Origin of the sequence: Chromobacterium sp., from assembly GCF_041912965.1 — a bacterium.
Lineage (GTDB): Bacteria > Pseudomonadota > Gammaproteobacteria > Burkholderiales > Chromobacteriaceae > Chromobacterium > Chromobacterium aquaticum.
In genome coordinates this window covers 1-20,212 of the sequence record NZ_JAYSGF010000029.1, presented here as the reverse complement: position 1 = coordinate 20,212, position 20,212 = coordinate 1, and the positions used below count along the sequence as shown (strand labels likewise).

The 20,212-nt window shown below is 63.8% G+C and carries 19 protein-coding genes and 2 tRNA genes; 8 read left to right on the top strand and 13 right to left on the bottom strand.

What is annotated here, in order from left to right; translation table 11 throughout:
* Positions 1–2: 2 nt before the first annotated feature.
* Positions 3–1,409 (bottom strand): NAD(P)/FAD-dependent oxidoreductase, encoded by a 1,407-nt coding sequence (locus tag ACE3QM_RS15500; RefSeq protein WP_374423106.1) that lies wholly within the window; start codon positions 1,407–1,409, stop codon positions 3–5.
* An 85-nt stretch (positions 1,410–1,494) separates the two neighbouring features.
* On the bottom strand, positions 1,495–2,259 hold the full coding sequence (locus ACE3QM_RS15495) for a helix-turn-helix domain-containing protein (RefSeq protein ID WP_374423103.1): 765 nt from the start codon (positions 2,257–2,259) through the stop codon (positions 1,495–1,497).
* A 92-nt stretch (positions 2,260–2,351) separates the two neighbouring features.
* On the opposite strand from ACE3QM_RS15495, the gene ACE3QM_RS15490 reads away from it, so the two are divergent.
* Both ACE3QM_RS15490 and ACE3QM_RS15485 read left to right on the top strand, forming a co-directional pair.
* Positions 2,352–2,918, top strand: coding sequence for a GNAT family N-acetyltransferase (locus tag ACE3QM_RS15490; protein WP_374423101.1), 567 nt, complete (start codon positions 2,352–2,354; stop codon positions 2,916–2,918).
* A gap of 11 nt (positions 2,919–2,929) precedes the next feature.
* Positions 2,930–4,510 (top strand): hypothetical protein, encoded by a 1,581-nt coding sequence (locus ACE3QM_RS15485; RefSeq protein ID WP_374423099.1) that lies wholly within the window; start codon positions 2,930–2,932, stop codon positions 4,508–4,510.
* Here ACE3QM_RS15485 and ACE3QM_RS15480 read toward each other — a convergent pair.
* The 11 genes from ACE3QM_RS15480 to ACE3QM_RS15430 form a co-directional block, all read right to left on the bottom strand.
* Positions 4,507–4,806: a putative quinol monooxygenase gene (locus ACE3QM_RS15480; protein WP_374423097.1), complete on the bottom strand. Its 300-nt coding sequence runs from the start codon at positions 4,804–4,806 to the stop codon at positions 4,507–4,509. The two genes, ACE3QM_RS15485 and ACE3QM_RS15480, sit on opposite strands and share 4 nt — an antisense overlap.
* A gap of 247 nt (positions 4,807–5,053) precedes the next feature.
* Positions 5,054–5,130 (bottom strand) — tRNA-Pro (locus ACE3QM_RS15475).
* A gap of 30 nt (positions 5,131–5,160) precedes the next feature.
* Positions 5,161–5,514 (bottom strand): MerR family transcriptional regulator, encoded by a 354-nt coding sequence (locus ACE3QM_RS15470; protein ID WP_374423095.1) that lies wholly within the window; start codon positions 5,512–5,514, stop codon positions 5,161–5,163.
* Positions 5,495–5,797, bottom strand: coding sequence for an integration host factor subunit alpha (locus tag ACE3QM_RS15465; protein WP_048407852.1), 303 nt, complete (start codon positions 5,795–5,797; stop codon positions 5,495–5,497). The genes ACE3QM_RS15470 and ACE3QM_RS15465 overlap by 20 nt, the downstream gene beginning before the upstream one ends.
* 71 nt (positions 5,798–5,868) lie before the next feature.
* Positions 5,869–8,226 (bottom strand): phenylalanine--tRNA ligase subunit beta, encoded by a 2,358-nt coding sequence (gene pheT, locus ACE3QM_RS15460; protein WP_374423093.1) that lies wholly within the window; start codon positions 8,224–8,226, stop codon positions 5,869–5,871.
* Positions 8,227–8,247: 21 nt separating this feature from the next.
* A complete protein-coding gene (gene pheS, locus ACE3QM_RS15455) occupies positions 8,248–9,231 on the bottom strand; it encodes a phenylalanine--tRNA ligase subunit alpha (protein WP_374423091.1) in 984 nt (327 codons plus the stop codon).
* A 154-nt stretch (positions 9,232–9,385) separates the two neighbouring features.
* A complete protein-coding gene (rplT, locus tag ACE3QM_RS15450; RefSeq protein WP_019103240.1) occupies positions 9,386–9,745 on the bottom strand; it encodes a 50S ribosomal protein L20 in 360 nt (119 codons plus the stop codon).
* Positions 9,746–9,758: 13 nt separating this feature from the next.
* A complete protein-coding gene (gene rpmI, locus ACE3QM_RS15445; protein ID WP_048407849.1) occupies positions 9,759–9,956 on the bottom strand; it encodes a 50S ribosomal protein L35 in 198 nt (65 codons plus the stop codon).
* A gap of 166 nt (positions 9,957–10,122) precedes the next feature.
* Positions 10,123–10,647, bottom strand: a complete 525-nt coding sequence (infC, locus tag ACE3QM_RS15440; protein WP_081556240.1) for a translation initiation factor IF-3 — start codon at positions 10,645–10,647, stop codon at positions 10,123–10,125.
* 41 nt (positions 10,648–10,688) lie between these two features.
* Complete coding sequence (thrS, locus tag ACE3QM_RS15435) at positions 10,689–12,590, bottom strand: threonine--tRNA ligase (protein ID WP_048407848.1); 1,902 nt, start codon at positions 12,588–12,590, stop codon at positions 10,689–10,691.
* Between the two features lie 175 nt (positions 12,591–12,765).
* Positions 12,766–12,842, bottom strand: a tRNA-Val gene (locus ACE3QM_RS15430).
* A 160-nt stretch (positions 12,843–13,002) separates the two neighbouring features.
* Here ACE3QM_RS15430 and tgt point away from each other — a divergent pair.
* The 6 genes from tgt to mutL form a co-directional block, all read left to right on the top strand.
* Positions 13,003–14,118: a tRNA guanosine(34) transglycosylase Tgt gene (gene tgt, locus ACE3QM_RS15425; protein ID WP_048407847.1), complete on the top strand. Its 1,116-nt coding sequence runs from the start codon at positions 13,003–13,005 to the stop codon at positions 14,116–14,118.
* Positions 14,119–14,247: 129 nt separating this feature from the next.
* Positions 14,248–14,574, top strand: coding sequence for a preprotein translocase subunit YajC (gene yajC, locus ACE3QM_RS15420; RefSeq protein WP_043633815.1), 327 nt, complete (start codon positions 14,248–14,250; stop codon positions 14,572–14,574).
* 68 nt (positions 14,575–14,642) lie between these two features.
* Positions 14,643–16,490: a protein translocase subunit SecD gene (secD, locus tag ACE3QM_RS15415; RefSeq protein ID WP_048407846.1), complete on the top strand. Its 1,848-nt coding sequence runs from the start codon at positions 14,643–14,645 to the stop codon at positions 16,488–16,490.
* A gap of 9 nt (positions 16,491–16,499) precedes the next feature.
* Positions 16,500–17,435: a protein translocase subunit SecF gene (secF, locus tag ACE3QM_RS15410; protein WP_231462528.1), complete on the top strand. Its 936-nt coding sequence runs from the start codon at positions 16,500–16,502 to the stop codon at positions 17,433–17,435.
* A gap of 81 nt (positions 17,436–17,516) precedes the next feature.
* A complete protein-coding gene (locus tag ACE3QM_RS15405) occupies positions 17,517–18,161 on the top strand; it encodes a DedA family protein (RefSeq protein WP_231462550.1) in 645 nt (214 codons plus the stop codon).
* A gap of 210 nt (positions 18,162–18,371) precedes the next feature.
* A partial coding sequence (gene mutL, locus ACE3QM_RS15400; protein ID WP_374423084.1) for a DNA mismatch repair endonuclease MutL occupies positions 18,372–20,212 on the top strand: 1,841 nt, incomplete at its 3' end.

The following is a 20,212-nucleotide window of genomic DNA, read 5'->3' as shown; positions in this document are numbered from 1 at the left end:
CGCTAGGCCAGCAGGGCTTCCAGCGCCGACGCCAGCCGCGCCGCGCCGCGCTTGCTCCAGGCCGGCGCGCCGACGCTGGCGCACAAGCGCTCTTCCAGGGCGTAGCCGCTGCGCACCAGGTGGTAACCCAGCCAGGGAATCGGTTCCGGCGCCCAGCGCCGCACCCGCTCCAGCCCGCCTTCGGTCGATACCCAGGGCATGGCGGTCAACGGGTCCGGCCGCTCCAGGATCAACTGCGCCAGCGTGCGCCCCATCAGATTGGCCGCGCCCACGCCTTCGCCGCCATAGCCGCCGGCCATGGCGAGGCCGGCGCGCCGGTCGTACAGGACATAGGGGGTAAACGCGCGCGCCACGCCCAGGGTGCCGCCCCAGCGGTATTGCACCGCCGTCGCGCCCAGCGCCGGGAACAGCCGGCGCAACAGGCGCTCGCGCCAGCGGAACGCTTCGGCGTCGGGGTCGAAATCCCACTGCACCCGTCCGCCCAGGCGATAACCGCCGCGCGCGCCGAACACCAGCCGGCCATCGGCGCTGCGCTGGCCGTAAGTCACCATGCGGCTGAGATCGCCAAACGCTTGCCGCCGCGCCAGACCGATCTCATCCCATTGAGCCGCCGACAGCGGCTCGGTGGCCAGCAACAAACTTTGCACCGGCAGCAGGCAGCGGCTCAGCGCCGAGAACTGGCTGGCGGCGCCTTCCAGCGCCGGCACCACCACCCGCGCGCTCAGCTCGCAATCGGCCAGGTAGAGCTTGCCCGCCGACCAGCGCCGGACCGGGCTATCCTCGTGGATGCGCACGCCCAGCGCCGCCACTGCCCGCGCCAGACCCCACGCCAGCTTCGCCGGGTCTATCACCGCGCAATGCGGCGAATAAATCCCGCCGCCGACGCCGCTGACACCCAGTTGCGCCGCCATCTTCGCCGCGTCCAGCCAGCGGAAATCGGCTTCGCCATGGCCGGCCCGCCGCAATTGCCGCAACCAGTCGCGCCCCATCGCCGCCTGCTCCGGATAGCGCGCCGCCGCGTACAGCACGCCGCCATGAGCGAAGTCGCAGTCGATGCGCTCTCGCGCCAGCACCGCCGCCACCTCGTCGACGATGCCGAACAGGCTCCGCCTGGCCTGCTCGCGCGCCGCGCCTTGCAGGCTCAGCAAGTGGCGCTCCTGCTGGGCCAGGCCGCCGAGCAGCCAGCCGCCGTTGCGGCCGGAAGCGCCGTCGCCGCAGCGCTGCGCCTCCAATAGCGCCACGTCCAGCTCCGGCGCCGCGCGCTTCAGGTAATAGGCGGTCCACAGGCCGGTGTAGCCGCCGCCGATGATGGCCACGTCGCAGCTGGACGACTGCCGCAGCGGCGGCCTGGCCGGCGCCGCCGGCGGTGCAGCGTCCAGCCACAAACAGGCTTGAGACAAGGCGCTCATGCGCTCTCCTTGGCAACGCCCCGCTCAGGGGGCGAACCCAAGCAGACTAAGCCGGCGCGCGCGCCGCGTCATGCGCGCGGGACCGCTAGGAATCGGCGGAGAAGTAGCGCTGCGGCGTGGTGCCGGTTTCCAGACGAAAGGCCTTGTAGAAAGTGGAGGCGGACTTGAAGCCGACGGCGAAGGCCATTTGCAGCGGGCCGGACGGCTGTCGCGGCAGCGCCAGCAGGTGCCGGATGCGCTGCTGATTGAGCCAGGCATAGAAACTCAGGCCCAGCGCCTGGTTCAGCGCGTGGGAGATCTGGTTGCGAGTGTAGCCGGTGGCCTGCGCCACCTGGCCCAGGCTCAGCTCGCAATCCAGATAGGGCCGCTGTTCGGCGAAATAAGCCTGCAAATCCGCCAATAGCCGCGCCAGCCGCTGCGGGTTCAAGCCAATTCGATCACCGGCCCGTTCCCCGCTCAAACGCACCGGCGTGCAGTATTCGTGCACGGCGACGATAAGCCCGTCGCGCACTTGGATCGCCTCGCCGCCTTGAAAGCCGACCAGCTTGCCGCTGGAGGCCAGGCGGATCACATAGCGGTATTGAATGAAGGCGGTGTCGCCGTCCACGCGGATGCGATCGGTGTGGCGCAAGCTCTCCTTGCCGCCATGCGGCATGCTTTCGGCCAGGTAGGCCGGCAAGTCGGCGTGAGCCAGCGTCAGATTGCGATAGAAGTCGCAGTATTCGATTTCCGGATGAAACAAGGCCAGCGCAGCCTCCGCGTCGCGCGCGCGCCAACACTCGTGATAACGCCGCGCCACCTCCCACGTCGCGCGGCTCTCTGCGTCCCAGCCCGCTTGCGGCTCAGTCATCATGTCCGCCATGTCTGTCCCTCTCCCGCAGCGTTGGCGGCTGTTATCATATAGCGTTGACCATACCCGTCCCTTGCGAGGAGAGCCAGCCGATGGAGATTCTGATCTTCCCCGAAGCGGAAGTGCCCGCCGAACTGCGCGGCCAGGTGCTGGCGCTGCAACAGCTGGCCTGGCCCGGCGACGCTACGCCCGGCCTGCAAGCCATCCATGATCCGGCGCTATCGCCATTGTCACTTTTGCTGGTGGAAAACGGCCGGGTGCTGTCCGCGCTGGACATCCTCAGCAAATCCCTGCGCCATGCCGACGCGGAATTCCGCGCCAGCGGCATCAGCTGCATGGTGACCCAGCCCGAGGACCGCAGCCGCGGCCTGGGCCGTCTGCTGGCCGCCAGCGCGCGCGAAACCATGCAGGCCAATGGCGCCGACCTGGGCATCTTCACTTGCGACCGGCCCTTGCGCCGTTTCTACCAGGCCTGCGGCTGGCGGGAACTGCCTGGCGCGGTGCTACTGGGAGGCACGCCGGAGGCGCCGCTTGCCAGCAGCCGGTTCGACAAGGCAGTCATGGCCTGCTTTTTCAGCGCCGAGGCCAAGCGGCTGGCGGCCCGCTTCGAGCGCTGCGAGATCGCGCTCTATCCGGGCACCATCGACACACTATGGTAAGGTCAGCCGCCATGAGCGAAGCCCCGGCCCACATCGACGTCGAACTGTCCTCGCCCTGCCGCGTGAACGGCCAGCCGGCCCGCGCGCAGTCCGTGTGGCTGCTGGCCCGGCTCTGGCACGCCCACCACCATGGCGACGGCACGCTGCCGGCGGCGGCGCTGCGGCTCGGCTTCCCCGGCCAGGACAATATCCGCATGCTGGTTTCACGCGCCTTCGCCGATTTCGCGCGCTGGGGCGTGGAAGTGGGCTGGGGCGCCGCGCGCGAGCAGCCCATCGCCACGCTGGCGCGGAACGGACGCAGCCGCGGCCCGTTCTGGCTGAGCGCCGACGGCGCGCGACGGCTGCGCCTGCTGGCCGAGGGCGCGGAGGTGGAGCGCGACTGGCTGGAACACTTCCTTGGCCTGCGCCGGCCGTCGGCCACCGGTGCCGATCAGCCCGGCGGCTGGTCTCATCTGATGCGGGACATGGGTTTCTGGCAGCAGATGGCGCAGGCGATCCGCGATGAGCATGATGGCTTCGGCCGCCGCCCCAGCCGCCAGGTGGCGGAGTCCTTCCATGCGGCACGGCTCTGCGCCGGCGACGATTTCCAGCAGGCGTTGGCCCTGATGAAGGAAAGCCTCGCCTGGCGCCGCAGCGCGCAGCTGGAAGGCAGCCGCAGCGCGCTGAAACGGCTGGACCGCATCCTGGATGCCGGCAGCGTTCACAGCGCCCAGCCCACCTTCGCCGCGATGGCCTGCATCGTCAAGGCCTGGGAACGCTATACCCAGGGCGATACCGGCGCCGCGCGCGCCGCGCTGGAGCATTTGCAGACCGCGCCGGAATTGCAGCCGGTGTTCCGTTACAACCCGCGCGTGCGTTTCGAATGTCTGAACCTGCTGGCGCTGCTGCACAAGCATGCCGCTACCGGCAAAGCCGAACCGGCCTACCGTCAGGGCGAGGCCGCAGCCGCGCTGCGGGCGTTGAACGGCGCGCTGGAAGCGGCCTACGAGGCGGACTCCATCGACGCCGCCCAACACGTCGCCGCCAATATCGGCTGGTGCATGTGGCTGTTCTGGCAACAGCGGCTGATAGACCCGGAACGAGAGCAGGCGATAAACGCGGTGCAACTGCAGGCAATGCGCTGGCTGGGCCTGTCGGAGTGGATTTGCGACCGCTTCGGCTATGGCAGCGGCTCGGCCTGGAATCTTATCTTCATGCTGCGCATCGCGCGCGGCAACTGCTCGCCGCAACGCTCGCGCAGCCTGGCAAGCTTCCGCGCCCAACAGCCGCTGGCGCTGCCCGAAGTGGTGCTGGCCTTGCGCCCCTTGCACGCCTCGCTATCGCCAGCCAAGGGCTTCAGCCGCTGGTCCTCGGCGGCGACCTTGGCGCTGGAGGAGCAGGCGGCCGGCAATACCGCCTTCACACCCTTGCAGCAGGCCAATCTATTGCTGGAGGCCGCCTGGTTCCTGCTGCACGAACAAGGCGCCGGCCCGGAGGCCGCCGACGCGCTCGCTCGTCTGCAGGCGCAACTGCCCTCCTTGCGCCGCGGCGAGCGCAGCTTTTTCAACAGCGAATTGCAGAACTTGCCGATTGAGGCGCCGAGCGCCGGCTAGGCCGGATTCAGCACATGCACGGCCAGGCTGGCCACCATGCCCTCGGTCGCGGCGATGAAGGCGCGCAGCGGCGGCGCGGCTAGATGTTGGTCCAGCGCCGCCTTGCTTTCCCACTTTTCAAGCACCACCAGGCTGTCCGCGCCGAAAGGCTGCGGCGAATCCTCATGATCCAGGGCCGGGCCGTATTCGATGCAGCCCTCCTCCTGGCGCACCTCAGGCACGATGGCATTCAACTCGCGCAATACCGCGGCGCGCTGGCCCGGCTGGGCGGTGATCACGGCAACAACATGCAGCATGGCATCCTCTCTGTCGAACTTACGCCGCGCGCGACGCGCACGCGGCTAGATTACGGCAAGCGACAAGGAAAATGGTTCGCGGCTGCGGATAGACAAGCGGATGAACGGGCCAAAAGAAAGCGAGGACGGACTTAAGGAGGCGGGGCGATTTGAAGGGGAATCCCCGCAAAAGTCCCGCAAGACCGATGAAAATAAAAAAAGCCCTGCAAATGCAGAGCTTTAAATATTTGATTCTATTGGAATTCTGTGGTCGGGGCGAGAAGATTCGAACTTCCGACCCCCTGCACCCCATGCAGGTGCGCTACCAGGCTGCGCTACGCCCCGACTCGAGAGAAACGTATTCTAAACTGCTTTTTAATTTTTGCCAAGCCCTGAATCAAGCCATTCCAAAATTGCCTCCAGCTCGGTCCTAACCTCCTGGGCCGTTACCGGACGCACTTCCTCGCCGTCCGCGCCCAGGCGCTGGCGTGCGCCGTGGATGGTAAAACCATCGTCATATAACAGCCCGCGAATACGCCTGACCAATAAAACCTCATGGTGCTGGTAGTAGCGGCGGTTGCCACGGCGCTTCACCTGGCGCAGCTGGGAGAATTCCTGCTCCCAATAGCGCAGCACATGCGGCTTGACGCCGGTGAGCTCGCTGACTTCGCTGATGGTGAAATAACGCTTGGACGGTATCGACGGCAGATCAGCCTTGCTTGTTGGCATGGAATTGCTCGACCATTCCCTTGAGTTTCTGACTAGCATGGAACGTTACCACACGGCGCGCGGTGATGGGAATCTCTTCCCCGGTCTTGGGATTGCGGCCCGGGCGCTGCGGCTTGTCGCGCAATTGGAAATTGCCGAAACCGGACAGCTTGACGGAATCGCCGGATTCCAGCGCCAGACGGATTTCCTCAAAAAACGATTCAACCATGTCCTTGGCTTCCCGCTTGTTCAGACCCACTTGGTCAAACAGCATGTCGGCCAACTCAGCCTTGGTCAAAGTCATGTCACCCTCTCACACATCAATATTCTAATCATTGCAGAGCCCGCCGCAAGCGCCGGGCTCCATGCTCAAACTCAGCGCAGCTGAGCGCCCAACTCGGCGGCGGCGCCGTCAAGCAAGGCGCTTAGCGCCGGCTCCACGTCTTCGTCGGTCAGAGTGCGGCTATTGTCCTGCAACAGCACGCGGAAGGCCAGACTCTTCTTGCCTTCCGCCACGCCTTTGCCGCGATAAACGTCGAACAAGGCCACTTCGCTGACGATGGCGACGCTGTGCTTGGCGAAGCAGGCCAGTAACTGGGCGGTTTCCACCGCCTCGTCCACCACCAGCGCCAGATCGCGGCGCACCGCCTGGAACTTGCTGACCGGCTGCGCCTTGATGGGCTGCCGCGCTTCCACCACGGCCAGGTCCAGCTCGAACAACACCGGCGCGCTGGGCAGATCGTATTGCTGCGCCCACTTGGGATGCAGTTCGCCGATCACGCCGACCACCAGGCCGTTCACCAGCACTTCGGCGCAACGCCCCGGATGGAAGGCCGGATGTTCGGCCTTGAGGAAGCTGGCCTGCTGCGGATGCAGCAGCGCCTCGACATCGGCCTTGGCATCGAAGAAATCGACGCGCTCGGCCTTGACGCCCCATTGCTCCGGCAGGCGCGGCCCCCAGGCCAGGCCGGCCACTTTTTCCGGCTGATCGAACCAGTCGGCGGATTTCTTGAACACGCGCGCCACTTCGAACACCCGCACGCGCGGCTGCTTGCGGTTGATATTGCCCACCAGCACGTCGACCAGGCCGCCGATCAGCGTGGAGCGCATCACGCTCATCTGCGAGGCGATCGGATTGATCAGGCGCACCGGCTGCTCATTGGCGGCGAAATCGCGTTCCCAGGCCTCGTCCACGAAAGCATAGCTGACGATTTCCTGATAATCGCGGGCAGCCAGCAGGTGGCGGATCTGATCGCGCGGACGCAGTTCTTCGCGCTGCGCCAACATGCGCATGCCGGAACGCGGCGCGTCGGACGGAATCGCGTCGTAACCATAAACTCGTGCCACTTCCTCGATCAAGTCCTCCTCGATCGCGATATCGAAGCGGAAGGACGGCGCCGCCACGGTGAAGACATCGCCGTCCAGGCTGTGCGTCAGACCCAGACGGCTCAGGATGTCGCCGATCTGTTCGCTGCTCAGCGTCACGCCCAGCAGCTTGGCGCAACGCGACACGCGCAGCTTGACTTCGCCGCGCCGCGGCAGTTCCGCCGTTTCCTCGACGATAGGACCGGGCTGACCGCCGCAGATCTCCAGCACCAGACCGGTTGCGCGCTCCATCGCTTCGCGCTGTAGCTGGAAGTCCACGCCGCGCTCGTAGCGGAAGGAGGAATCCGAGCCGAAGCCGAATTCGCGCGCCTTGCCGGCAATCGCTTCCGGCGCGAAGAACGCGCTTTCCAGGAAGATATCGCTACTGGCGACGGTCACGCCGCTATGTTCGCCGCCCATGATGCCGGCCAGCGCCAACGCCTTGGTCTGATCGGCGATCACCATATGGCCGGCGTTGAGCTTGACGGTTTTTTCGTTCAGGCACAGCAGCTCTTCGCCGTCCTTGGCCATGCGCACGGCGATACCGCCGTCCAGCTTGGCCAGGTCGAAGGCGTGCATGGGCTGACCTTGTTCCAACAATACGTAATTGGTGATGTCGACCACGGCGGAAATCGAACGCAGGCCGGCTCGTTCCAGGCGGCGGCGCATCCATTCCGGCGTGGCGGCGGCGGCATTGACGCCTTTGACCACGCGGCCGAGGTAGCGGCCGCAGGCCGGCGTGGCCGCTATCGCCACCGCCAGCGCGTCGTCGATCTGCGGCGCGACGGCGGGAATGGCCACCGGCGCGAGCTCGGCGCCGGTCAAGGCCGCCACTTCGCGCGCGATGCCGCGAATGGACAGGCAATCGGCGCGGTTGGGAGTGATCTTCAGCGTGAACAGCTGATCGTCCAGGCCCAGGTAGTCGCGGATGCTCTGCCCTACCGGCGCATCGGCCGGCAGCAGCAGCAGGCCGTCGGCGTCGTCCGGCACGCCCAGTTCCTTGCCGGAACACAGCATGCCGTTGGATTCGACGCCACGCATCTTGGTCGGCTTGATCTTGAAATCGCCGGGCAGCACCGCGCAGGGCAAGGCGCACGGCACTTTCAGGCCGACGGCGACATTGGGCGCGCCGCAGACGATCTGCACCAGCTCGCCGCTGCCCACGTCCACCTTGGTCACGCGCAGGCGGTCGGCGTTTTCGTGCTTGGCCACTTCCTTGACTTCGGCCACCACCACGCCGCTGAAGGCCGGCGCGGCGGCGTTGACTTCTTCCACTTCCAGGCCCGCCATGGTCAGCAGGTAGGACAGCTCGTCGGTGCTCAGCGACGGATTAACCCAGCTTCTCAGCCATTGTTCGGAAAATTGCATAGTATTCGGCTCCGTACGCGATCAGTTGAACTGTCTCAGGAAGTTGAGGTCGTTCTCGAAGAACAGCCGCAGGTCGTTGACGCCGTAGCGCAGCATGGCGAAACGATCGAGGCCGATGCCGAAGGCGAAGCCGGTGTACTTCTCCGGGTCGATGTTGACATTGCGCAACACATTGGGGTGCACCATGCCGCAGCCGCCCACTTCCAGCCAGCCACGCTCGCCCAGCACGTCGATTTCCGCCGACGGTTCGGTGAACGGGAAAAAGGACGGACGGAAGCGCACTTGCAGGTCGTCGCGCTCGAAGAAGCGGCGCAGGAAGTCGGTGACCACCGCCTTGAGATCGGCGAAGGACACGCCCTCTTCCACCCACAGGCCTTCCATCTGATGGAACATCGGCGAATGGGTGGCGTCGGAATCGACGCGATATACCCGGCCCGGAGCCACGATCTTGATAGGCGGCTGATTGTCCATCATGAAGCGCGCCTGGATCGGGCTGGTATGGGTGCGCAGCACATCGCCGCCTTCCACGTAGAAGGTGTCGGCCATCGCGCGCGCGGGGTGGTTTTCCGGAATGTTCAGCGCCTGGAAATTGTAGAAATCGGTTTCGATCTCCGGACCGTCCGCCACTTCGAAGCCCATGGTGCGGAACAGGCCGGCGATGCGTTCCAGCGTCAGCGCCACCGGATGCAATCCGCCGCCCACGCTGCCGCGGCCCGGCAGGGTCACGTCCAGCGCCTCGGCGGCCAGTTGCGCTGCCAGCTTGGCGGCGTTCAATTGCTCGAAGCGCTGCTTGTGCGCGGCTTCGAACGCCTGCTTGGCCACATTGATGGTGGCGCCGGCGGCCTTGCGCTCTTCGGCGGGCAGCTTGCCCAGCTGTTTCAGGAGTTCGGTCAACTCGCCGCTCTTGCCCAGATAGCGGGCCTTGACCTGCTCCAGTTCAATGAGATCGGTCACCGCCGCTAGCGCGGCCTGGCCGGATTGGAGAATCGCGTCAACGTTGTTCATCGTGTTCCACACCGTATGCGAAAGAAAGCTGGCCACACGCGCCCAGGGCTCGGACGAGTCTGGCCAACCATCTTGATGGTGAATCATGCCTGCGGCCGGGCCGCATCAAAAAAAAGGGAGGCAAGATTGCCTCCCTTTTGATCCGTCCGGGCGATTAAGCAGCGAGGCTTGCTTTCGCCTTTTCGACGATCTGGGCAAAAGCCGGCTTGTCGAACACGGCCAGGTCGGCCAGGACCTTGCGGTCGATTTCGATGGAGGCTTTTTTCAGACCATTCATGAATTTGCTGTACGGCAGGCCGTTCTCGCGAGCGGCTGCGTTGATACGAGCGATCCACAGTTGACGGAACTGACGCTTTTTCTGACGACGGTCACGGTAGGCGTATTGACCGGCTTTCATCACCGCCTGTTTGGCGATGCGATAGACGTTCTTCCGGCGGCCGCGATAGCCTTTCGCCAGTGCGAGGATTTTCTTGTGACGAGCACGTGCGGTTACACCGCGTTTTACGCGTGGCATATTTCAGGTCTCCTTAAGCGTAGGGCATCATGGCGCGAACAGAGGCCACATTGGTTGCGTCCACCATGGAGGTGCCGCGCAATTGGCGCTTGCTCTTGGTGGTCTTCTTGGTCAGGATGTGACGCTTGAAGGCGTGTGCACGCTTGAAACCACCACCACCCAGTACTTTGAGACGCTTTTTCGCGCTCGACTTGGTCTTCATTTTCGGCATGGACTGCTCCTGCTGAATTTTGATTAGATTAGACGCGAGGTGGTTGCCAGCCAGGCTGGAAACGCTTCAAAAACCATCGCGTCACGCTTTTGGGCAGATCGTTGCCGACCTACAAAATCAACACGGCAGAGCGAACCCTGCCGTGTCAAGGTGATGATTATACCGATTATTTCTTCTTCGGCGCAATCATCATTACCATCTGGCGGCCTTCAAGCTTGGGAAACTGCTCAACAACCGCAATTTCGGACAAATCGGCTTCGACACGCTTAAGCAACTCCAAACCGATGTTCTGGTGGGCCATCTCACGACCGCGGAAGCGCAGGGTGACCTTGGCCTTGTCGCCGTCAGCCAGGAATCGGGTCAAGTTGCGCAACTTGACGTTGTAGTCGCCGTCGTCGGTACCCGGACGGAACTTGATTTCCTTGATCTGAACCTGTTTCTGCTTCTGCTTGGCTTCGTGACGCTTCTTGGACTGCTCGTACTTGTACTTGCCGTAGTCCATCAGCTTGCACACCGGAGGTTGCGCGGTCGGGGAAATCTCCACCAGATCCACATCGCCCTCTTCGGCAAGAGCCATCGCCTCACGCAGACTGACAACACCAATCTGCTCACCTTCCTTACCTACCAGACGGATTTCACGGGCGGTAATCTCGCCGTTGATCCGTGCTTCGCGTTCCTGAGCTATAGCCAAATCTCCTATTAATCTAAACTCAATGCCTGCCGTCGCCGGAATCAGGCCCCAGGCATCTCAGCCTTGAGGCGCGCAATCAGCGCATCCAGCGTAAGCTGCCCCAGGTCTTCCCCGCGGGAGCGTACAGCAACCAACTCGCCAGCCTTCTCCTTGTCGCCGACGATGATCTGATACGGCAACTTTTGCAGGCTGTGCTCGCGAATTTTATAGCCGATCTTCTCGTTTCTCAAGTCGAGATCAACGCGGAAGCCTTGTTCGCGCAGCTTGGCGGCCACATTGGCCGCGTATTCGGCCTGCGCTTCGGTGATATTCATCACCACCATCTGCACCGGAGCCAGCCACAAGGGGAAGGCGCCGGCGTGGTTTTCGATCAGGATGCCAAGGAAGCGCTCCAGCGAACCCAACGCCGCGCGGTGCAGCATCACCGGCCGTTTGCGGCTATTGTCGTCGGCCACGTATTCGGCGTCCAGACGCTCCGGCAGCATGAAGTCCAGCTGCAGGGTGCCGCACTGCCAGGAGCGGCCCAGCGCGTCCTTGATGTGATACTCGATCTTGGGACCGTAGAACGCGCCCTCGCCCGGCAGTTCTTCCCATTCCACGCCGCAGGCGCGCAGCGCTTCGCGCATGCCTTCCTCGGCCTTGTCCCAGGTCGATTCTTCACCGATGCGTTTTTCCGGGCGCAGCGCCAGCTTGATCGCCACCTTGTCGAAACCGAAGCGCTCGTACACTTCCATCACCAGGCGGTGGAAGTCCTTGGCCTCCTGGTTGATCTGGTCTTCGGTACAGAAGATGTGGCCGTCGTCCTGCACGAAGCCGCGCACGCGCATGATGCCGTGCAGCGCGCCGGACGGTTCGTTGCGATGGCAGGAACCGAATTCGGCATAGCGCAGCGGCAGGTCGCGATAAGAACGCAGGCCGCTGTTGAACACTTGCACATGGCCCGGGCAGTTCATCGGCTTGACCGCGTAGTCGCGCTTTTCCGATTCGGTGATGAACATGTTTTCGCGATAGTTGGCGGCGTGACCGGAACGCTCCCACAGATGGGCGTCCATCATCATCGGGGTGCGGATTTCCTTATAGCCTTCGCGGTTCAGCTTGTCGCGCATGTATTGCTCGACGCTCTGCCACAGCTGCCAGCCCTTGGGATGCCAAAACACCATGCCCGGCGCCTCGTCCTGCAGGTGGAACAGATCCAGTTGCACGCCCAGCTTGCGATGATCGCGCTTTTCCGCCTCTTCCAGCATATAGAGATAGGCGTCCAGGTCTTCCTTCTTGGCCCAGGCGGTGCCGTAGACGCGCTGCAGCATTTCATTCTTGCTGTCGCCGCGCCAGTAAGCGCCGGCCACCTTCATCAGCTTGAACACCTTGAGCTTGCCGGTGGACGGCACGTGCGGGCCGCGGCACAGGTCGGTGAATTCGCCTTCGCGGTACAGGCTCAGCACTTCGCCCTGCGGGATGGACTCGATGATCTCGGCCTTATAGGCCTCGCCTATGCTCTTGAAGTAGGCGATGGCCTCGTCGCGCGGCAGCTCGTAACGCTCCACCGGGATGTCTTTCTTCGCCAGCTCGGCCATTTTCTTTTCGATGGCGGCCAGGTCTTCCGGCGTGAACGGGCGCTTATAGGCAAAATCGTAGTAGAAGCCGTTTTCGATTTCCGGCCCGATGGTGACCTGGGCTTCCGGGAACAGCTCCTTCACCGCGTACGCCAGCAAGTGGGCGGTGGAGTGGCGGATGATGGACAGGCCGTCCGCGTCCTTGTCGGTGATGATGGCCAGATCGGCATCGCGAGCGATGGTGTGGGAAGTGTCCACCAAGGCGCCGTCGACGCGACCGGCCAGCGCCGCGCGCGCCAGCCCGGCGCCGATGGACGCAGCCACTTCATGAACCGTCACCGGTTTATCGAACGAACGGATCGAGCCGTCCGGCAAGCGAATGTCTGGCATGTCAACTCCAACAAGGCGAGAGAGAAATTTTTAGAAAGCGAAGGATAAAAAAAAAGTGCGGCCTGAGCCGCACTTTTTTCGCATGGAACAACCCGCAAGGCTCAGCTAGCGTGAGAATTTCGGGTTGTGGTAGTTCGCAAGTTGTACACTTGTAACGCTCCATGCGTTTGAATTTTGGTAGGCACGATTGGACTCGAACCAACGACCCCCACCATGTCAAGGTGGTGCTCTAACCAGCTGAGCTACGTGCCTGTCGTCGAGTTGCGAATACTAAACAAGCCCATCCCTCTTGGCAAGCATTTTTTTCATCCCCGTTACAAGCAAAACCGCGACAAAACCCCAGCCGGCGCGGCTTACGGTATACTAGCCGGCTGATTTTGCTAAACAAACATACCAGAGCAATCCCCGAATCATGCTGAAGTTTACCGTACACAAAACCTCCGGCGGCGCGCGGCGCGGCACGCTGGAGTTGAACCACGGCACCGTGGAGACGCCGGTGTTCCAGCCGGTGGGCACTTACGGCTCGGTCAAGGCGATGAGCCCGGTCGAGCTGAACGACATCGGCGCCCAGATCATTCTGGGCAACACTTTCCACCTGTGGCTGCGCCCGGGCCTGGAAATCGTCGAGCAGTTCGGCGGCTTGCACGAGTTCATCGGCTGGGACAAGCCCATCCTCACCGATTCCGGCGGCTTCCAAGTGTTCAGCCTGTCCGACATGCGCAAGCTGACCGAGGAAGGCTGCACCTTCCAAAGCCCGATCAACGGCGACAAGCTGTTCCTGAGCCCGGAAATCTCGATGCAGATCCAGACCGTGCTCAACTCCGACATCGTGATGCAGCTGGATGAATGCACGCCGGGCCAGGTGGACCACGCCACCGCGCAGAAGTCGCTGCAGATGAGCTTGCGTTGGGCCGAACGCTCGCGCCGCGCCTTCGACGATCTGAAAAACCCGAACGCGCTGTTCGGCATCGTGCAAGGCAACCTTTATACCGATTTGCGCCAGGAATCGCTGGAAGGGCTGATGCAGGTCGGCTTCGACGGCATCGCCATCGGCGGCCTGTCGGTGGGCGAGCCCAAGCCGGAAATGTACCGGATGCTGACCGAGCTGAAGGACATGCTGCCGGCGGAAAAGCCGCATTATCTGATGGGCGTGGGCACGCCGGAGGACCTGGTGCATGGCGTGGCGAACGGCGTGGACATGTTCGACTGCGTGATGCCGACGCGCAATGCGCGCAACGGCTGGATCTTCACCCAGTGGGGCGACGTCAAGATCAAGAACGCGCGCTACAAGGACGACAAGAAGCCGCTGGACGAAGAGTGCGAATGCTATGCCTGCCGCAATTTCAGCCGCGCCTATCTGCATCATCTGCACCGCGTCGGCGAAATCCTTGGCGCCCGCCTCAACACCATCCACAACCTGCACTATTACCAGGAGTTGATGCGCCAGATGCGCCGCGCCATCGAGGAAGACCGCTTCGAGGACTTCCGCCTGGAGTTCGCCGCCAAGCGCGCCCGCGGCGTCAACTGAGGAACCACCCGCACGGTCGGCCTGTCACAGGCCTGACCGTTGCAAGCATTGGAAAAAGCGGACCAGCATGGCTACAATGGTCCGTTTATTTAGACCAGCCATAACAAATATATCTAAGGGAGTAGTTTGATGTCCTTTATCAGCCCCGCCTTCGCCAACACCGGCGCCGCAGTAGGAGGTTTCGATCTGATGGGTTTCCTGCCGATGATCGCCATCTTCGTGCTGTTCTGGTTCCTGATGGTTCGCCCGCAGCAGAAGCGCATGAAAGAGCATCAAAAGATGCTGTCGGAAATCCAGAAGGGCGATGAAGTCGCCACTCAGGGCGGCATTGTCGGCCGCGTGGCCAAGATCGGCGAACAGTTCCTGACCCTGGAAATCGCCAACGGCGTCGAAATCACCGTTCAGCGCGGCTCGGTTTCCGCCAAGCTGGAAAAAGGCACGCTGAAGTCGCTGTAAGGATTCAGCCGACGGCCACCGCAGCCCGCTGCCGGTGGCCGGTTCATTTTCTTTTCCCGAACTAAAACATGAACCGCTACCCTCTTTGGAAATACCTCGTCATTGCGGTGGCCTTGATCCTTTCCGCGATCTACACGCTACCCAATTTCTACGGCGAGACTCCCGCGGTCCAGGTCTCCAGCTCGCGCCAATCCATTCCGGTGGACACCGCCGTGATGACGCGCGTGGAAGAGGCGCTGAAGGCGCAGAACATCTCTCCCGACGGCCTGTTCCTGGACGGCACCAGCCTGCGAGTCCGCTTCAAGGACGCCGACACCCAGTTGAAGGCGCGCGACGCCATCCAGCACGCGCTGGGCGATAACTACATCATCGCGCTGAACCTGCTGTCCGCCTCCCCCGCCTGGCTGAGCAGCCTGAAGGCGCATCCGATGTTCCTCGGCCTCGACCTGCGCGGCGGCGTGCACTTCCTGCTGGAAGTGGACATGAAGGCCGCCACCGACAAGACGATGGAACGCTACGCCGGCGACCTGCGCCGCGAGCTGAAGAACAAGAAAGTCCGCTACGGCGCGATCAAGCGCAACGGCAATGCGCTGGAAGTGCAGCTGCGCGACGCCGACACGCTGAAATCCGCTCAGGACGTGGTGTATCGCACCCTGCCCTCGCTCACCGTGAAAAGCGACGACAGCAGCTACCGGCTGACGCTGACCCTGAAACCGGAAGAAATCACCAAGATCCAGAGCGACGCGGTCAAGCAGAACATCACCACGCTGCACAACCGCGTCAACGAGCTGGGCACCTCCGAGCCCATCATCCAGCAGAACGGCCCGAACCGCATCGTGGTGCAGCTGCCCGGCATCCAGGACACCGCCCGCGCCAAGGACATCATCGGCCGCACCGCCACGCTGGAAGTGCGCATGGTGGAAGACGACCCGAGCAAGATGGCCGACGCGATGGCCGGCAATGTGCCGGCCGGCTACGAGTTGCTGGACGAAGCCTCCTCCCGCGGCGTGCAGAAGATCCTGGTGCGCAAGGACGTGGAGCTGACCGGCGACAATATCAACGACGCCCAGGCCGGCTTTGATGAAAACGGCGCGCCCGCCGTCCACATCAATCTGGACTCCGCCGGCGCCTCCATCTTCCGCCAAGTGACCGCCGAGAACATCGGCAAGCGCATGGCGATGGTGCTGGTGGAAAAAGGCCGCGCCGAAGTGGTCACCGCGCCGGTGATCCGCTCCGAAATCGGCGGCGGCCGCGTGCAGATCTCCGGCAGCATGAACCCGGCCGAAGCCAACGACACCGCGCTGCTGTTGCGCGCCGGCTCGCTGGCCGCGCCGATGAACATCGTCGAAGAACGCACCGTCGGCCCGAGCCTGGGTCAGGAAAACATCGAGAAAGGCTTCCACTCCACGCTGTGGGGCTTTGCCGCCATCGCCGCGTTCATGATCCTGTACTACGGCGTGTTCGGCGTGTTCTCCGCGCTGTCGCTGGCGATCAACGTCTTCCTGCTGCTGGCGCTGCTGTCGATGATTCAGGCCACGCTGACCCTGCCCGGCATCGCCGCCATCGCGCTGGCGCTGGGCATGGCCATCGACGCCAACGTGCTGATCAACGAACGCATCCGCGAGGAACTGCGCAATGGCGTGCCGCCGCATTCGGCGATCCAGGCCGGTTACAGCCATGCCTGGCACACCATTCTGGACTCCAACGTCACCACGCTGATCGCCGGCCTCGCGCTGCTGATCTTCGGTTCCGGCCCGGTGCGCGGCTTCGCCGTGGTGCACTGCCTGGGCATCCTGACCTCGATGTTCTCCGCGGTGGTGGTTTCCCGCGGCCTGGTCAACCTGTGGTACGGCCGCCGCCGCAAACTGACCACGCTGGCCATCGGCCAGGTGTGGAAACCGGAAAACAAAGGATAAGGACCGGACATGGAGCTTTTCCGCATCAAACGGGACATCCCGTTCATGAGCTACGGCCGGCTCACCACCGCCATTTCGCTGGTGACCTTCATCCTGGCCGTGTTCTTCCTGGCCACCCGCGGCCTGAACTATAGCGTCGAGTTCACCGGTGGCACCGTGCTGGAAGTGCAGTACCAGCAGTCCGCCGACTTGAGCGCCATCCGCGAGAAAGTGGACGCGCTGAAGCTGGGCGAATCCACGGTGCAGAGCCTGGGCAGCAGCCGCGACGTGATGATACGCCTGCCCAACAAGCCGGGCGTGACCTCCGCCCAGCTGTCGGACAAGGTCATGGGCATGCTCAAGGCCGGCGATCCGCAAGTACAGCTGCGCAAGGTCGACTTCGTCGGCCCCAGCGTGGGCGAGGAATTGGTGACCCACGGCCTGACCGCCACCATCCTGGTGTGCCTGGGCATCATGATCTATCTGGCGGTTCGCTTCGAGTGGCGCTTCGCCATCGCCGCCATCGTCGCCAATATGCACGACGTGGTGATCATCCTGGGCTGCTTCGCCTTCTTCCGCTGGGAGTTTTCGCTGACCGTGCTGGCCGGCATCCTGGCGGTGCTGGGCTACTCGGTGAACGAATCGGTGGTGGTATTCGACCGGATTCGCGAGAACTTCCGCAAGCCGGGCATGAAGGGCCACAGCGTCGCCGAAGTCATCGACAACGCCATCACCGCCACGATGAGCCGCACCATCATCACCCACTTCTCCACCGAGATGATGGTGGTGTCGATGCTGCTGTTCGGCGGCCCGGCGCTGCACGGCTTCGCGATGGCGCTGACCATAGGCATCGTGTTCGGCATTTACTCCTCGGTGCTGGTCGCCAGCCCGATCGCCCTGTGGCTGGGCGTGAAGCGCGAACATATGATCAAGCCGGTGAAACCAAAAGAAGAAGCGGTCGTCTGATCACTTCTCCAAACGCTGGCCGGCTTGTCCGGCCAGTACTACTTTCAACCCAAGCACCCCCAGACCGAGCGCAACGACACCATGGAAGCCATCACTTTCCTGATCGACTTCATCCTGCACATCGACACCCATCTGTCCCAGCTGGTGGCCGCCTACGGCCCCTGGATCTACGCCATCCTGTTCCTGATCGTGTTCTGCGAAACCGGACTGGTGGTCACGCCCTTCCTGCCCGGCGATTCGCTGCTCTTCGTCGCCGGCGCGCTGGCGGCCATGGGCCAGATGAATCCGCATATGCTGGTGCTGCTCCTCATCGTCGCCGCCATCCTTGGCGACGCGACCAATTACGCCATCGGCCGCAATGTCGGCATGAAGCTGTTCGAGAAATTCCCACGCATCCTGAAGCCGCAATACCTGGACCGCACCCACGCCTTCTATGAGCGCCACGGCGGCAAGACCATCATCTTCGCCCGCTTCGTGCCCATCGTGCGCACCTTCGCGCCCTTCGTCGCCGGCATCGGCAAGATGCACTACCCGCAATTCCTGCGCTACAACGTGGTCGGCGCCATCGCCTGGGTGGTCGGCTTCACCTACGCTGGTTATTTCTTCGGCAACCTGCCCTTCGTGCGCAAGAACCTGGAACTGCTGATCTTCGGCATCATCCTGGTCTCCTTCCTGCCGGGACTGATCGAGATCTGGCGCCACAAGCGCGCGGCCGCCCGCGGCTGATCCGTAGTAGAATCGACAAGGCCGCCCAAGACCTGTTCAAAGTCTCGCGAGCTAAGGTGAGACAAGGCGAAAACGGCTGAAGAAGCGGAGTGTACAGACAGTACATGAGCATTCTGAAGACGTTTTCAACGCCGTATCGCCGACGCGCAGCAGACATTGACAGACTCTTCGCGCGGCCTTTTGCTTTGACATCACGCCCCAATGCCGCCCATGACACGCATCCAACGCCTGCCCGACCACCTCGTCAACCAGATCGCCGCCGGCGAAGTGGTGGAGCGCCCCGCCTCCGCGCTCAAGGAAATACTGGAAAACAGCCTGGACGCCGGCGCGTCCAAGATCACGGTGGACCTGGCCCAGGGCGGCATCAAGCTGCTGCGCGTCACCGACAACGGCGGCGGCATCGCGGCGGAAGACCTGGCGCTGGCGCTGGACCGCCACGCCACCAGCAAGATCGCCTCGCTGGACGACCTGGAAAACGTCGCCACGCTGGGCTTCCGCGGCGAGGGTCTCGCCAGCATCGCCTCGGTGTCGCGGCTGACCCTGGTCAGCCGACCGCCGGACGCCGAGCACGCCCATCAAGTCATCGCCATCGACGGCTCGCTGCACCCGGTGGAGCCGGCCGCCCACGCGCCCGGCACCAGCGTCGAAGTGGTGGACATCTATTTCAACACCCCGGCGCGGCGCAAATTCCTGAAAAGCGAGAACACCGAATACGCGCACTGCGAAGCCGTTTTCGAGCGCATCGCGCTGGCGCATCCGCATGTGGAATTCATGTTGCGCCACAACGGCAAGGTGATCTGGCGCCTGCCGGCGCAAAGCCTGGCCGAGCGCGTGGCCGCGATGCTGGGCAAGGACTTCGTCGCCGCCGCCATCGAGATCGACACCGCCGCCGGCCCGCTGACGCTCAGCGGCTTCGTCGCCTCCCCCACTTACTCCAAGGCCAGCCGCGACGCCCAGTACTTCTACGTCAACGGCCGCTTCGTGCGCGACAAGACCGCGCTGCACGCGCTGCGCCAAGCCTATCGCGACGTGCTGCACCACGATCGCCACCCGGCTTACGCGCTGTTCCTGACCATGGAGCCGTCCGGCGTCGACGTCAATGTGCACCCGACCAAGATCGAGGTGCGCTTCCGCGAATCGCAGGCCATCCACCAATTCCTGTTCCACAGCGTGCACAAGGCCTTGGCCAGCACCACCGCCGGCGCCGCGCCCACCGTTCAGATCGCCGACGCGGACAGCGCAACGCCGGACAACCCGGCGCTGGCCCAGGGCGAATCGGCGCCCTTGTTCGACAAGCCGTTCAACCGCTCCGCCGCGCCCTCCTCCGGCCAGGCTACGTCCCAGCCCGCCTTCCGCTACCAGCAGCAGGCGATGCCGCTGCACGTGGCCAGGGAGGCCACCGGCATTTACGACAAGCTGTTCGGCGGCCTGCGCGAGGAAGAACGCGCCCACAGCGCCGCGCCGGCGCCGGCGCCGGTGGAATACAGCCTGCCGCCGCAGCGCGTCGCCGCGCTGCCGCAAAGCGCGGACGGCATTCCGCCGCTGGGCTTCGCGCTGGCGCAGCTGCACGGCGTCTACATCCTCAGCCAGTGCGAAGACGGGCTGATCCTGGTGGACATGCACGCCGCCCATGAACGCATCGTCTACGAGCAGCTGAAGACCGCGCTGGAGGCCGACACCATCCCGATGCAGCCCTTGCTGCTGCCGGTGTCCTTCGCCGCCGACCGCATGGAAGTGGCCACCGCCCACGAGCACGGCGAGGACATGAAGCGGCTGGGCATGGAACTGGCGCCGCTGTCCCCCACCCAGATCGCGGTGCGCGGCGTGCCGGTGTGGCTGAAGGACGGCAACCCGGTGGACCTGGCGCGCGCGGTGCTGAAGGATGTGCGCGAGTTCGGCCTCAGCCAGGTGCTGACCGAGCGCCGCAACGAGCTGCTCGCCACCATGGCCTGCCACGGCGCGGTGCGCGCCAACCGCCAGCTGACGCTGCCGGAAATGAACGCGCTGCTGCGCGACATGGAAGCCACCGAGCGCTCCGGCCAGTGCAACCA

Coding starts and splice junctions, on each gene's coding strand:
- ACE3QM_RS15500 (WP_374423106.1), bottom strand. CDS start 1,409: ATGAGCGCCTTGTCTCAAGCCTGTTTGTGGCTGGACGCTGCACCGCCG.
- ACE3QM_RS15495 (WP_374423103.1), bottom strand. CDS start 2,259: ATGACTGAGCCGCAAGCGGGCTGGGACGCAGAGAGCCGCGCGACGTGG.
- ACE3QM_RS15490 (WP_374423101.1), top strand. CDS start 2,352: ATGGAGATTCTGATCTTCCCCGAAGCGGAAGTGCCCGCCGAACTGCGC.
- ACE3QM_RS15485 (WP_374423099.1), top strand. CDS start 2,930: ATGAGCGAAGCCCCGGCCCACATCGACGTCGAACTGTCCTCGCCCTGC.
- ACE3QM_RS15480 (WP_374423097.1), bottom strand. CDS start 4,806: ATGCTGCATGTTGTTGCCGTGATCACCGCCCAGCCGGGCCAGCGCGCC.
- ACE3QM_RS15470 (WP_374423095.1), bottom strand. CDS start 5,514: ATGCCAACAAGCAAGGCTGATCTGCCGTCGATACCGTCCAAGCGTTAT.
- ACE3QM_RS15465 (WP_048407852.1), bottom strand. CDS start 5,797: ATGACTTTGACCAAGGCTGAGTTGGCCGACATGCTGTTTGACCAAGTG.
- pheT (WP_374423093.1), bottom strand. CDS start 8,226: ATGCAATTTTCCGAACAATGGCTGAGAAGCTGGGTTAATCCGTCGCTG.
- pheS (WP_374423091.1), bottom strand. CDS start 9,231: ATGAACAACGTTGACGCGATTCTCCAATCCGGCCAGGCCGCGCTAGCG.
- rplT (WP_019103240.1), bottom strand. CDS start 9,745: ATGCCACGCGTAAAACGCGGTGTAACCGCACGTGCTCGTCACAAGAAA.
- rpmI (WP_048407849.1), bottom strand. CDS start 9,956: ATGCCGAAAATGAAGACCAAGTCGAGCGCGAAAAAGCGTCTCAAAGTA.
- thrS (WP_048407848.1), bottom strand. CDS start 12,590: ATGCCAGACATTCGCTTGCCGGACGGCTCGATCCGTTCGTTCGATAAA.
- tgt (WP_048407847.1), top strand. CDS start 13,003: ATGCTGAAGTTTACCGTACACAAAACCTCCGGCGGCGCGCGGCGCGGC.
- yajC (WP_043633815.1), top strand. CDS start 14,248: ATGTCCTTTATCAGCCCCGCCTTCGCCAACACCGGCGCCGCAGTAGGA.
- secD (WP_048407846.1), top strand. CDS start 14,643: ATGAACCGCTACCCTCTTTGGAAATACCTCGTCATTGCGGTGGCCTTG.
- secF (WP_231462528.1), top strand. CDS start 16,500: ATGGAGCTTTTCCGCATCAAACGGGACATCCCGTTCATGAGCTACGGC.
- ACE3QM_RS15405 (WP_231462550.1), top strand. CDS start 17,517: ATGGAAGCCATCACTTTCCTGATCGACTTCATCCTGCACATCGACACC.